This is a genomic window from Azospira sp. I13, assembly GCF_003112695.1.
GTDB lineage: Bacteria > Pseudomonadota > Gammaproteobacteria > Burkholderiales > Rhodocyclaceae > Azospira.
The window spans coordinates 178,020-190,786 of sequence record NZ_BFBP01000003.1; the positions used below are offsets into that span (position 1 = coordinate 178,020).

At 65.3% G+C, this 12,767-nt stretch carries 10 protein-coding genes; 8 read left to right on the top strand and 2 right to left on the bottom strand.

Features of this window, described 5'->3' with window-relative positions:
- Positions 1–17: 17 nt before the first annotated feature.
- From uvrB to AZSI13_RS03340, 5 genes are all read left to right on the top strand, one after another.
- Complete coding sequence (gene uvrB, locus AZSI13_RS03315) at positions 18–2,093, top strand: excinuclease ABC subunit UvrB (protein WP_109039764.1); 2,076 nt, start codon at positions 18–20, stop codon at positions 2,091–2,093.
- A complete protein-coding gene (locus tag AZSI13_RS03320; protein WP_109039765.1) occupies positions 2,090–2,617 on the top strand; it encodes a low molecular weight protein-tyrosine-phosphatase in 528 nt (175 codons plus the stop codon). Before uvrB ends, AZSI13_RS03320 begins: the two co-directional genes overlap by 4 nt.
- A gap of 235 nt (positions 2,618–2,852) precedes the next feature.
- Positions 2,853–4,661 carry a sensor histidine kinase gene (locus AZSI13_RS03325; RefSeq protein WP_235609636.1) on the top strand — a complete coding sequence of 603 codons (1,809 nt, stop codon included), beginning with the start codon at positions 2,853–2,855 and terminating at the stop codon, positions 4,659–4,661.
- Positions 4,658–5,305, top strand: a complete 648-nt coding sequence (locus AZSI13_RS03330) for a response regulator transcription factor (protein WP_109039766.1) — start codon at positions 4,658–4,660, stop codon at positions 5,303–5,305. The genes AZSI13_RS03325 and AZSI13_RS03330 overlap by 4 nt, the downstream gene beginning before the upstream one ends.
- 617 nt (positions 5,306–5,922) lie before the next feature.
- Positions 5,923–6,246, top strand: a complete 324-nt coding sequence (locus AZSI13_RS03340; RefSeq protein ID WP_133247250.1) for a hypothetical protein — start codon at positions 5,923–5,925, stop codon at positions 6,244–6,246.
- 8 nt (positions 6,247–6,254) lie between these two features.
- Here the strand turns inward: AZSI13_RS03340 and AZSI13_RS03345 are convergent, their stop codons facing one another.
- Positions 6,255–6,746: a GNAT family N-acetyltransferase gene (locus tag AZSI13_RS03345; protein WP_109039769.1), complete on the bottom strand. Its 492-nt coding sequence runs from the start codon at positions 6,744–6,746 to the stop codon at positions 6,255–6,257.
- A gap of 165 nt (positions 6,747–6,911) precedes the next feature.
- Positions 6,912–8,333, bottom strand: a complete 1,422-nt coding sequence (locus AZSI13_RS03350) for an NAD(P)H-dependent oxidoreductase (RefSeq protein ID WP_165833280.1) — start codon at positions 8,331–8,333, stop codon at positions 6,912–6,914.
- A gap of 199 nt (positions 8,334–8,532) precedes the next feature.
- On the opposite strand from AZSI13_RS03350, the gene AZSI13_RS03355 reads away from it, so the two are divergent.
- The 3 genes from AZSI13_RS03355 (at position 8,533) to AZSI13_RS03365 (ending at position 12,652) form a co-directional block, all read left to right on the top strand.
- Positions 8,533–10,662 (top strand): c-type cytochrome, encoded by a 2,130-nt coding sequence (locus AZSI13_RS03355; RefSeq protein WP_235609638.1) that lies wholly within the window; start codon positions 8,533–8,535, stop codon positions 10,660–10,662.
- A gap of 253 nt (positions 10,663–10,915) precedes the next feature.
- The gene (locus tag AZSI13_RS03360) at positions 10,916–11,662 is read left to right on the top strand and encodes a c-type cytochrome (protein WP_201262290.1); all 747 of its coding nucleotides are present in this window, start codon (positions 10,916–10,918) and stop codon (positions 11,660–11,662) included.
- A gap of 36 nt (positions 11,663–11,698) precedes the next feature.
- The gene (locus AZSI13_RS03365; RefSeq protein ID WP_109039771.1) at positions 11,699–12,652 is read left to right on the top strand and encodes a c-type cytochrome; all 954 of its coding nucleotides are present in this window, start codon (positions 11,699–11,701) and stop codon (positions 12,650–12,652) included.
- Positions 12,653–12,767: the final 115 nt, after the last annotated feature.

Consider the following 12,767-nt stretch of genomic DNA (forward strand, 5'->3'; position numbering starts at 1 on the left):
CAACGGATAATTCTAACATGAGCAAAACCCCCGACAGCACACCATCCACCCCGGAAGTGGTGACTTTCCCAGGCAGCCCCTACCGCTTGCACCAGCCTTTTCCCCCGGCCGGTGACCAGCCCGAGGCTATCCGCCAGTTGGTGGAGGGGCTGGAGGACGGCCTTTCCTTCCAGACCCTGCTGGGGGTGACCGGCTCGGGCAAGACCTACACCATGGCCAACGTCATCGCCCGCACCGGGCGACCGGCCCTTATCCTGGCGCCCAACAAGACCCTGGCGGCCCAGCTTTACTCCGAGTTCCGGGAGTTCCTGCCGGAAAATGCCGTGGAGTATTTCGTCTCCTACTACGACTACTACCAGCCGGAAGCCTATGTGCCGTCCCGGGACCTGTTCATCGAAAAGGACTCGTCCATCAACGACCACATCGAGCAGATGCGGCTGTCGGCCACCAAGAGCCTGCTGGAGCGCCGCGACGTGGTGATCGTCGCCACCGTCTCCTGCATCTACGGCATCGGTGACAAGGACGACTACCACAACATGATCCTGCATCTGCGGGTGGGGGATCGCAGCGACCAGCGGGACATCATCAAGCGTCTCTCCGAGATGCAGTACGACCGCAACGAAATCGACTTCCAACGCGGCACCTTCCGGGTGCGGGGCGACGTCATCGACATCTTTCCCGCCGAACATGCGGAGCACGCCATCCGGGTCTGCCTGTTCGATGACGAGATCGAAACCCTGCAACTCTTCGATCCGCTGACTGGCCACCTGCTGCACAAGCTGCCCCGCTTCACCATCTATCCCTCCAGCCACTACGTGACCCCCCGGGCCACCGTGCTGCGGGCCATCGAAGGCATCAAGGAGGAACTGCGCAAGCGCCTGGAGTTCTTTCACAAGGAGCAGCGCCTGGTGGAGGCCCAGCGTATCGAGCAGCGCACCCGCTTCGACCTGGAGATGCTCAACGAACTGGGCTTCTGCAAGGGCATCGAAAACTACTCCCGCCACCTTTCCGGCCGCAAGCCCGGCGAGGCGCCGCCCACCCTGCTCGACTACCTGCCGCCGGACGCCCTGCTGTTCATCGATGAATCCCATGTGGCCATCGGTCAGGTGGGGGCCATGTACAAGGGCGACCGTTCGCGCAAGGAAAACCTGGTGGAATACGGCTTCCGCCTGCCCTCGGCGCTGGATAACCGGCCCCTCAAGTTCGAGGAATTTGAAGGCCTGATGCGCCAGGCCATCTTTGTTTCTGCCACCCCTTCCGACTATGAAAAGCAGCACCAGGGCCAGGTGGTGGAGCAGGTGGTACGGCCCACCGGCCTCATTGACCCCACCGTCATCGTGCGCCCCGCCATGACCCAGGTGGACGACCTGCTTTCCGAAATCCGCAAGCGCATTGCCGTTTCCGAGCGGGTGCTGGTGACCACCCTGACCAAACGCATGGCCGAAGACCTGACCGATTTCTTGCGGGAAAACGGCATCAAGGTGCGCTATGTCCACTCCGACATCGACACCGTGGAGCGGGTGGAAATCATCCGGGATTTACGCCTGGGCGAATTCGACGTGCTGGTGGGCATCAACCTGCTGCGGGAAGGTCTGGATATCCCCGAAGTCTCCCTGGTGGCCATTCTCGATGCCGACAAGGAAGGCTTCCTGCGTTCCGAGCGCTCCCTCATCCAGACCATCGGCCGGGCCGCCCGCAACCTCAACGGCACGGCCATTCTCTACGCTGACCGCATCACCGATTCCATGCAGCGGGCCATGGCCGAAACCGAGCGGCGGCGGCTCAAGCAGATGGCCCACAACGAAGCCCACGGCATCGTGCCCAAGGGCGTGACCAAGCGCATCAAGGACATCATCGACGGTATCTACGACCCCGATGCCGCCCAGAAGGAATTGAAGGCCGCCCAGCAGCAGGCGGTTTATGAAACAATGTCCGAGAAAGATCTCGCCAAAGAGATCAAGCGTCTCGAGAAGCAGATGCTGGAGTCCGCCAAAAACCTGGAATTCGAAAAGGCAGCGGCGGCCCGGGACGAACTGTTTCGCCTCAAGGAGCAGGCCTTCGGGGCGGCAGTGCACGACAGGGAGGAAACATGATCAAGGTGCTCTTTGTTTGCATGGGCAACATTTGCCGATCCCCCACGGCGGAAGGTGTCTTCCGCCATTACCTGCGGCAACATCAGCTGGAAGACCGGGTGCAGGTGGATTCTGCCGGTACCCACGGCTACCACGTCGGCGAGTCGCCCGATCCCCGCACCCAGCGGGCCGCGGCGGAGCGGGGTTACGACCTCTCCGACCTGCGGGCGCGCAAGGTGGCGCCGGACGATATGGAATATTTCGACCTCATCCTGGCCATGGACCGGCGCAATCTGGACGTACTGCGCAGCCTTTGCCCGCCGGAGCGTCAGCACCGCCTCAAGCTCTTCATGCACTACGCCCGCAACTTCGACGAGGACGAAGTGCCCGACCCGTACTACGGCCTGGGCTACGGCTTCGATCAGGTGCTGGACATGGTGGAGGACGCTTCCCAGGGGCTTATCGAATCCCTCAAGCGGGAACTGGGCTACGAAGACGGGCGGGCTCCTGCCGCCAAGGGCGCCCCCACCATGGAGCGGGCCTGAGCGGTACTGCCTGCGACGGGCCCCGTGGGGGCTTGCCTGCCCCTTCCGTGATCGGTGGGGCGACGACCCTTTTCCTCGGCATTGCAGACATTGGACTTGGCCGGTCGGGTCGCCGCGTGGCGACTGTGAGCCTCTTGCCGGTAGCCTCTTGCCGGTGCGCCCCATTCCCATCGCCATGCCCCCCATGGCGAGGGCTGTTCCGGCATGAGGCCGTGGCTTGGCTAAAATCCGTTTGATGATGACGTTTCCCTCCCTCCGCCATTCCTTCTGCGCGGTCCTGCTCTCCTTGTTCGCCGGTCTCGCTGCTGCCGGCGAGGTGCGCCTGGGAGTGCTCGCCTGGCTGGGCTCGGAAGAGGCCGAGGTGCAGTGGGCGCCCCTGGCCCAGGCCCTGCAGCAACGCCTGCCAGGGCAAAGCATCGTCCTGCGCCACTACGACCTGGCGGGCATGGCGGCCGCCCTGCGGGCCGGCGAACTGGAATTTGCGGTGACCAATCCCGGCCACTATGTCACCCTCGAAGCCGAAACCGGCCTCACCCGCATTGCCACCCAGGTGGGGGAAACCTCCCAGAATCCAGCCCATGCCGTAGGCTCCGCCGTGGTCGTGCTGGATCGCAGGCTGGATCTGCAACGCCTGGAAGACCTACGGGGCGGCAATCTGGCCGCCGTGGCTGCTGATGCCTTCGGCGGCTACCAGCTGGCCTGGGCCGAGTTGCAGCGCCTGGGGCTGGCGCCGGAAGAGGGTAATCCCCAGCCCCACTTCACCGGCTTTCCCATGTCCCGGGTGGTGGATGCCGTGTTGGCCGGGGAGGCCGATGCCGGCGTGCTGCGGGCCTGCCTGCTGGAGCGTCTGGAGCAGTCCGGCGCCGTAGCTCCCGGCCGCCTGCGAGTTCTGGCCCAGCGGCCGGCAGATGGCCCCTGCCGCGTCACCACCCGCCTCTATCCCGGCTGGGCTTTTGCCGCCGCGCCGGCCACCGACCCGGCCCTTTCCCGGCAGGTTCTGCTGGCCCTGCTGTCCATGCCGCCGGATGCCGGCGGCCTTTCATGGACGGTGCCGGCGGATTACCACCCGGTCCATGAGCTGTTGCGGCAGCTGCGCATCGGCCCTTATGCCTTCCTGCGGGAGACGGGTTGGGATTCCCTCTGGCAGCGTTACTGGCCCTGGGTCGCCGGTTTGTTGATGTTTCTTCTGGCCTGGGGTGTCTATACCCTGCGGGTGGAACATCTGGTGCAGCGGCGCACCCGGGAACTGAGTTCGGCCCTGGCGGAGCGCCACCGGCTGGAGGCACAGGTCCATGCCGGGCAGCAGCAGATGGATCATCTTTCCCGTCTTTCCATCCTTGGTGAACTAGCTGGCACCCTGGCTCACGAACTGAACCAGCCTCTGGCCACCATGGGTAACTACGCCCGCAGCCTCTTGCGCCGGCAACAGAGCGGCACCCTGGCTCCCGAGGCCCTGACCCAGGCGGCGGAAGAGATCGCCAATGAATCGGAGCGGGCCGCCGGCATCCTGGCCGGCATTCGCGCCATGTCCCGCAAGCGCAGCCGGGTCCGCGAGGTCTGGGACCTGGCCGAACTGGTACAGGCGGCCGACCGCCTGCTGCACGGCATGGCGCCCCGAGGGCCAGCCATCGTCCTGGGAGAACTGCCGGCTGCCGCCGAGCGGCAGGTCGAAGTGGATCCCCTACAGATCCAGCAGGTCCTGCTCAACCTGTTCAAGAACGCCTGGGATGCCCAGCAGAGTCTGGGCTGCACCACTCCCATTGAAGTCTCCCTCAGCCTGGTGGGCGAACGCTGTGGTGTCGCCGTGCGGGACCATGGTCCCGGCCTGACGCCTGAACTCCGGGCCCGCCTCTTCGAGCCATTTTTTACTACCAAGCCCGATGGCCTGGGCCTGGGCCTCTCCATCTGCAAGACCATCATCGAAGCCCATGGCGGCGAACTGCAGGCCTGGGTGCCCCCTTCCGGGCCCGGCCTGATCTTCCATTTCACCTTGCCCCGGGCTCCTCTTGCCGTGCCCGCCCCCACAGGCTCCGAATCGCTATGACCACCTCTCCCGATTTGCCCGTCATCCATGTGGTGGACGACGAGGCACCGTTCCGCCGCTCCCTGCTTTTCCTCCTGGAATCCGTGAGCTGGCAGGCCGTGGGTCACGAATCCGCCGAGGCCTTCCTTGAGTCCGCACCCGTTTTCCCCCCCGGTGGTGGCTGTCTGGTGCTGGATATCCGCATGCCCCGGGTCAGCGGCCTGGAATTGCAGCGTCGGCTGAAAGCGAGCGATACCCTGGCCGCCAGCCAGCTACCCATCATTTTCATGACCGGCCACGGCGATGTGGAACTGGCGGTGCAGGCCATGAAGGACGGAGCAGTGGATTTTCTGCAGAAGCCCTTCAAGGACCAGCAGTTCCTCGATACCGTGGAACGGGCCGTGCAACTCAGCCTGGAGCGCCATGCCGCCAGCCGCCGCCATCAGGAGGCCCAGGACAGCCTGGCCCGCCTCTCGGCCCGGGAGCGGGAAGTGGCGCGCCTCCTGGCCCTCGGCCAGGCCAACAAGGAAGTGGCCAGGACCCTGGGCATCAGTGAAAACACCGTGCATGTGCACCGTCAGCACGTCATGGAAAAAACGGGGACCGGCAGCGCTGCAGAACTGGCCCGGCTGATCCTGCGGGCCGATCCGGCTGGGCTGGACTGAACCCATCAGGTTTTTTGTGCGGACTGACCGCTGTTGTCGGCCGTTGCCGTATTGAAGGACTTCAGCACCGGCGACATGGTGGTCATGCCGCCCCGGATCGCCGCCTCGTTGCAGCCGGAATATGCATATGGAATATACCGGCGCCAGCCCCTGTGGTGCCGGCTGGTCTATGCGGTAGAAGGAGATGGGACGGGCTTCCACGCCCAAGGCACGGAGGGCAGCGGCCACCGCCCGGTCGTTGCTGGCCCGGAGTAGGAGGGCGGTGGCGTTGAGGCCGGGAGGGGTGGACGGTATCGTCAGCAGGCCTTTTGGTTGGGCGGCGCTTGTGCTGGAAGCAGGCGGCCCGCTCGCCGTAGATGCGGCGCATCTGCCGCAGGTGGCGGGCGAAGTGGCCTTCGCCGATGAAGGCGGCCAGCACCGCCTGGGGCAGGATCGGGGCATGGTGCATGGCAAGGGATATGGCCGAGGCGAAGGGCTCCACCAGCCATTCGGGTACCAACGCGCAGGCCAGGCGCAGGGTGGGAAATGGCCGCTTGCTGAAAGTGCCCAGGTAGATCACCCGGTCATGGCGGTCCAGGCTTTTGTAGCCATTCTCGATGAGGATCCGCCGGTCCGCCATGGCGTGGGACGAAGCCGTCACCGTCCTCAGCGGTCAGGAGATGCCGTACGTCATCTACGGGGAGGTCAAGGCCCACTTCAGCCCGGTGGGAATTGCCAACCTGACACCCTGCGTGGTCGAGATCAACGGCTGGGGTCGCCTGATGGTCGCTTTTTCGCACGCCACCGTTGCTGTAGGGCCCTTCCGCAATGGAAAAAAGCCAACCCAGAGGTTGGCTCATTTGTCGGGCGTCGTCGTATCGAGTACCTGTTGGTCTTGTGGGGCCGGTGCCGTGATGAGGAAGATTCGTCCGCAAGTACGGAGTTTTTTGCCGCTCTGGTAGCTAAAGGGCTAACCGTGTAGTTCCTTGAGATACACCCCATATGCCACGCCATGGATGGGGGGCGCACTGGCGATCCGCTGGAATCCCATACGCTGGTACATGGGCAAGGCCACCTCCATGATCTCGCTCGTATGTAAGGCAAAGGCGGTGGCACCGTCTCGCATCGCGCGGCGAAGGCATTCGTCCACCAAGGCCCGTCCGATGCCGAGGCCACGGTCTGCCGGATCTACTACCAGCATTCGCATGATTGGCCACTCCGGCCGAAAGAATGCCGCCTTGGGTTTTCCGGGGCCAATATACGCGACAGCTCCGGCAATGTTCCCCTCAAGCTCGGCAACAATCATTTCTCCGCCATCTGCCAGCAAAGAGACGTGAGCGATCTTTGCCTGAAACGCCGGCCAGTCGTCGTAAGCATTCTTGAACTGTGCGAAGGCACGAAGGGCAAGTGCATCGACGTGTTCTGAGTCGCTTTGCCCAAAGTTACGGATGAGGAGAGTCACGGTTTTCCAGGACAAGGAAGGGCTGACGTGGTCGGCTATTTTAATGTCAATGCCCCCTAACCGCAGGGCGTGGCGTTGAAGGCCGTGCAGGTCGGTGCTGGGATAGCTTCGTGAACTGGGCCAGCGCACAAAGTGGTCCGAATTCCATGCGCCGGAGTTGCCAGTTCAGCCGCCACTCCTGACGGGGCCTTCCTCCCGCTCCAACTCATGGGGTCTTGCTCCCAGGGCGTTCCAGGGGGTGCCCTGGCGGCGGGCGTCGAGGAACCAGCGGAGTTTTGCCGCCAGGCGGAATAGCCAGGCGGGGAGGATCGGGCGGGCCATGGCGGTGCTGGCGGCGGGGGGAATGCCCAGGCCGCCGGCCAGGGCAGTGGCGGCTTTTTCCAGGGCGCCGATCTGGGATCGCAGCATCACCGGCATGGTGGCCAGGGGCTTGCCGTGCAGCACTTCGCCGGCCCCCATGGCCAGGCCGCCAGCCCAGCCGAGTCCGGCATCATGGGCGAAGCAGCGGAGCTGGGCCATGGCGGAGCGGTTGTGCCCGGCCTCCGGGTAGCCACTGTTAAGCAGGCCGGCGACCCGGTGCAGACGCCCGGGGCGGGCGGCGATCTGTTGCAGGGCCTTGAGGGCCAGGCCCGGCAGGCCATCCACGTAAAGGGGGGCAGCCACCACCAGCAGGTCCGCCTCGCCAAGAGTGGCCAGGGCGGCTTCCCGGCGGCGTCCGGGCTTGATGAAGTCGATGACGTGCACCAATCCGGTGCTTACCCCCTGTTGCTCCAGCTTTTCTGCCAGGCCCCGGGCCAGGGATTCGGAGGTGCTTTCGCCCCGGGGTCGGGCGCTGCCCACCAGCAGGGCTGCCTGCCGGACCGGGCTGGGAGGCAGGTGGGGGTCCGCCAGACAGGCCCGAGCCAGGGCGTCGGCCGGCGGGTGGTGGGGGAAGGCTTCGCCATCCCGGCCTGCCAGGGCGGCGGTGAAGCGTTGCTCCAGAACCTCCTGCCAGGCTTCCTGGGTCGGCGCCAGGGCCAGGGTGTGGAAACAGGGAGCCATCAGGTTGATGGCATTGCCCCCGGCGAAGGCGGTGAAGAGCTCTCGGGCCGTCGGGCTGCTTTCTTCTTCCAGGCCGATGAAGAAGAGGGCGGGGTAGCGTTCATAGCGGGGGGCGTGGCGGGTAACGCCGATACCCTGGCGGAAGAAGGGGTGGATGACGCCCAGCAGGCGGTCCAGGGCCGTCTTCAGGGAAGGGCTGTAGCCGCCGAAGCGCAGGGGCGTTACCAGGATGACCAGATCGGCTTGCTGAAAGGCCCGGGCGATGTTCTGGGCGTCGTCCTGGGTGCGGCACAGTCCCGGGGTCTTGGTCCAGCACTCGAAATCCCCCAGGCAGGGGGCAAGGCGGACCTGTTCCAGGCAAAAGCGGCTGACCACGGCGCCACTGCTGTCGGCCAGTGTGGCCAGCCGGTCCGCCACCTGGCGGAAGGGGTCGGCATCGTCGAAGGTGGCGTCGAGCAGCAGAATGCGGCGGGCCCCGGCAGGAGTGGTGGGGTAGGTGGAGGAGGGTGAGGGGCTGGGCTGGCTGGCGGAGTGAGGAGCTGGCATGGCGTAGTCCCGTTGGCGGTGAGCCGGGATGTTGCCATGGTTTGTATTCCGTTGGAATTTTTTGTTATTAAGGCTCATATCTACCGATTCGTCGCAATAGTAACTTTCGGTTATGCCCCTAGCCGGATGTCCCGATAGGCGCTTGCCGGCGCCCTCCCTAGACTTGGAGCCAAACAAACCAAGTACAGGGAGTACAGCCATGCAGGACCTTCATTCCGGGCCATCCCCGGCCCTTCCGGCAGCGCCAGGCCGTCTTTCCGGCACTTCACCTAACGGCACCGCCGCTGCCCGCGGGTGGCGTGGCGTTCTTGCCGGCTGGGCCATCGGCCTGTGCCTTGCGGCCACCTTCGGCCAGGCTCGGGCCGCCGATGCCGCATCCCAGGCCCGGGGCGACTACCTGGCCCGCCTGGGCGATTGCGTCGCCTGCCATACCACCGAGGGCGGCAAGCCCATGGCCGGTGGACGGGAACTGGCCACGCCCTTCGGCAAGCTCTACTCCACCAACATCACGCCGGACAAGGAAACGGGCATCGGCAACTACACCTTCGCCCAGTTCGACCGGGCCATGCGCCAGGGCGTGGCGGCGGACGGCCACAATCTCTACCCGGCCATGCCCTATCCCTCCTACGCCAAGATGACCGGCGAGGACATGCAGGCCCTCTACGCCTATCTGATGCAGGGCCTGGCGCCGGTAAAGCAGGCCAACCAACCTACCGCCATGCGCTGGCCCTTCAACCAGCGCTGGGGCCTTTCCCTGTGGAACTGGGCCTTCCTCGACGCCACGCCCTTCCAGCCCGACGCCGGCAAGGACGCTACCTGGAACCGGGGCGCCTATCTGGTCCAGGGGCTGGGCCACTGCGGCGCCTGCCACACCCCCCGGGGCCTGGCCTTCCAGGAAAAGACCATGAGCGAGTCCGGCCGCAAGGGTCAGCACTTCCTTGCCGGCGAGACCGTGGAATCCTGGCGTGCCCTGAGCCTGCGGGGCCTGTGGACGGTGGAGGACACCGTGCTTTTCCTCAAGACCGGACAGAACCGCTTCGCCACCGCCTCCGGCAACATGGCCGAGGTCATCCACCACAGCACCCAGCACGTGAAGGACGAGGATCTGGTGGCCATCGCCACCTACCTCAAGTCCCTGCCTCCGGGGGAACATGAGCTGCCGGCTCCCAGCGTGCCCCGCAGCGAGATTGCCGGCAAGGTGCCGGGCAACCTGTTCTCCTCTCGCGGCGGCCTGGCTTACGTGCAGTTCTGTAGCGATTGCCACCGCCAGGACGGCGGCGGCGTGAGCAAGATTTTCCCGCCCCTGGCCGGCAATCCGGCGGTGATGGCGAAAGATCCGGCCACCCTGCTGCACATCACCCTGACTGGCTGGAAGACCGCTGCCACGGCGGCCCATCCTCGCGTCTTCACCATGCCCGGCTTTGGCCGCCTCAATGACCAGGAACTGGCGGAGCTGCTGAGCTTCGTGCGTGCCGGCTGGGGCAACGGTGGCGAAACGGTGACTGCCTCCCAGGTGAAGAAGATGCGGGCCGAAGTGATGAAGGAAGATCCCAAGGCCCTCGATAGCAGCAAGTTCGAGACCCCCCGCCTGGCCGACATGCTGGCCAAGCCCAATGCCGAGCAGCTGGTGCGTGGTATGCGCCTGCACCTGGAAACTAAGGACCTGCTGCCCCAGCATGTCGGCAACCAGCTCAACTGCAGCAGTTGCCACCTCAATGCCGGCACTGTGGCCGATGGTTCGCCCTTCGTCGGCGTTTCCGCCTTCTTCCCCAGTTACGCCCCCCGGGCAGGCCGCATCATCAGCCTGGAGGACCGCATCAACGGCTGCTTCAAGCGCTCCATGAACGGCAAGCCCCTGCCCGTGGAATCGGCAGACATGAAGGCCATGGTGGCCTACTTCGACTGGATGAAGGGCGCCACCAAGCCGGAAGACAAGGTGCCGGGCCGTGGCATCGGCAAGATCGACCGTTCCCTGAAGCCCAATGCCGACAACGGCAAGAAGCTCTACGCCGAGCAGTGCGCCGTGTGTCACGGGGCCGATGGTGAGGGCCTCAAGTCTGCCGACGGCAAGATGGTCTATCCGCCGCTGTGGGGCGACGAGTCCTTCAACATCGGCGCCGGCATGGCCCGCACCTACACCGCCGCCGCCTTCGTCAAACGCAACATGCCCATCGGCTTCCACGGCAAGTTCCCCTTGGGCCAGGGCGGCCTTTCCGACCAGGAGGCCCTGGACGTGGCCGAGTACTTCAGCCACCAGCCCCGCCCGGACTTCCCCGAAAAGGTGAAGGACTGGCCGAAGGACAAAAAGCCTGAGGATGCCCGCTACTAAGCGGACTGTTCCCCGCCCCCTTTTTCACTCTTTTCGACACTTTCCGGCCCTTTTTCACCCCTTTCCGAACCACCTTTGGCCTAAGGCAACCGCCCCCTTTCCGGGGGGCGGTTTTTTTGCCGAGAGGGGAACTGAACCACGAGGACTGAACCCTGATGAAGGAGACCGCCCGCCAAGCCTGACTGCCGTACCCGAAAAGAGGGCGCCTGATCGCCCCATGTGTCTCGTTACAAACTCCGGAGGAGAGAACCCCATGAGAAAACCTGTTCCCCAGCGGTCACCCCGCTTCCTGCTGTTGCCTTTGTTGCTGCCAGCCCTGCTGCCACTCCTGGCCCATGCTGCCGACGGCAGCGACATCATGCAAAAGGGCGGCGCCAATCCGGCGGCCATGCCCTGCATCACCTGCCACGGCACCGACGGCAAGGGCATGGCCGCTGCCGGCTTTCCGCGCCTGGCGGGCCTGCCCGAGGCCTACATCGCCAAGCAGCTGGCCGACTTCAAGGCCGGCCACCGGGAGAATGCGGTGATGCAGCCCATCGCCCAGTCCCTCACGCCTGAGGAAGTGGCGGCCGTGGCCAAGGCCTATGCCGAGCTGCCCAAGGTGAATATCAAGCCCACTCCCGTAGAGCGGCCCCAGCCCGGCAGCGGCGCCTGGATTGCCCTGCGCGGTGCCTGGGAACGCAATATCCCCGAATGCACCCTGTGCCACGGCCCCGCCGGCGTTGGCGTGGGGGATGCCTTCCCGCCCCTGGCGGGCCAGTCTGCCCTCTACATCGAGAACCAGCTCAAGGCCTGGCGCGGCACCAAGGCCGTGGCCGCGACCCGTAAAACCAAGGCGGTGGCCGCCGTGCCGCCCAGCCGCCGCAACGACCCCAACGGGCTCATGGCCCACATCGCCGTGGATCTGAGCGACGCCGAGATCAAGGCCGTGGCCGACTATTTCGCCGGCCTGGGGGAATCCAAGGAAGCCTTCGACGAAAGCCAGCATCGCCTGCGCTGAGACGAACGTTCCCCCTACATCGAAAGGATTCCCGCCATGAAAAACGCCAAGATTTTTCCCGCCCTGTTGCTGGGTGCAGGCCTGCTCGCTGGTGTCGCCCAGGCCGCCGATAGCACCAATGCCCCGCGCAACCCGCGCCTGGACGACCAGACCCAACTGCCCAAGGCCCCGCCCAAGCCGGCCCGCCAGCAGTACTTCCAGCCCCCGGCCGATACCGATATTCCCAACAACGCCTTCGGCGAACTGGTGCGCCGGGGCCAGGACCTGTTCATGAACACCAAGGCTCTGGCACCCGAATATGTGGGCAACGAGATGAACTGCGTGAACTGCCACATCGACCGGGGCCGCAAGGCCAACTCGGCGCCCCTGTGGGCGGCCTATCCCATGTATCCGGCCTACCGCAAGAAAAACAACAAGGTGAATACCTATGTGGAGCGCATGCAGGGCTGCTTCCAGTTCAGCATGAACGGCAAGCCGCCGGCCGCCGACAGCGAAATCCTCACCGCCCTCACCACCTACGCCTACTGGCTGTCCACCGGCGCCCCCACGGGCAAGGCCCTGCCGGGCCGGGGCTTCGATGAGCCGCCGCCGCCCAAGGGGGGCTACGACATCGCCCGGGGCAAGGCGGTCTATGAGAAGCAGTGCCAGCTGTGCCACGGAGAAAACGGCGAGGGCAAGAAGGTGGGCGTCACCTCCGTCTTCCCCGCCCTGTGGGGCAAAGACTCCTACAACTGGGGTGCCGGCATGCACCGCATCAACACCGCCGCCGGTTTCATCCAGCACAACATGCCCCTGGGCCGGGGCGAAACCCTCTCGGATCAGGAGGCCTGGGACGTGGCTGCCTACATCAACTCCCACGAACGGCCCCAGGACCCGCGCCTGGTGAACGGCAGCATTGACGAGACCCGCAAACGCTATCACGCCGACGACGGCGTCAATCTCTACGGCGTGGTGGTGAATGGTAAGAAGCTGGGGCAGGGCGTGCAGTAAGCCATCGGCCCGGGGGCCCCGCCAGCGCCCTCAGGATGGAATTGGCGGGCTGCGGCTTGGCCATGGGGCGACATGAATCTGCCATCGCCCGGCTTGCCAGGTGTGGCCGATAGTT

Coding starts and splice junctions, on each gene's coding strand:
- uvrB (WP_109039764.1), top strand. CDS start 18: ATGAGCAAAACCCCCGACAGCACACCATCCACCCCGGAAGTGGTGACT.
- AZSI13_RS03320 (WP_109039765.1), top strand. CDS start 2,090: ATGATCAAGGTGCTCTTTGTTTGCATGGGCAACATTTGCCGATCCCCC.
- AZSI13_RS03325 (WP_235609636.1), top strand. CDS start 2,853: ATGATGACGTTTCCCTCCCTCCGCCATTCCTTCTGCGCGGTCCTGCTC.
- AZSI13_RS03330 (WP_109039766.1), top strand. CDS start 4,658: ATGACCACCTCTCCCGATTTGCCCGTCATCCATGTGGTGGACGACGAG.
- AZSI13_RS03340 (WP_133247250.1), top strand. CDS start 5,923: ATGGCGTGGGACGAAGCCGTCACCGTCCTCAGCGGTCAGGAGATGCCG.
- AZSI13_RS03350 (WP_165833280.1), bottom strand. CDS start 8,333: ATGCCAGCTCCTCACTCCGCCAGCCAGCCCAGCCCCTCACCCTCCTCC.
- AZSI13_RS03355 (WP_235609638.1), top strand. CDS start 8,533: ATGCAGGACCTTCATTCCGGGCCATCCCCGGCCCTTCCGGCAGCGCCA.
- AZSI13_RS03360 (WP_201262290.1), top strand. CDS start 10,916: ATGAGAAAACCTGTTCCCCAGCGGTCACCCCGCTTCCTGCTGTTGCCT.
- AZSI13_RS03365 (WP_109039771.1), top strand. CDS start 11,699: ATGAAAAACGCCAAGATTTTTCCCGCCCTGTTGCTGGGTGCAGGCCTG.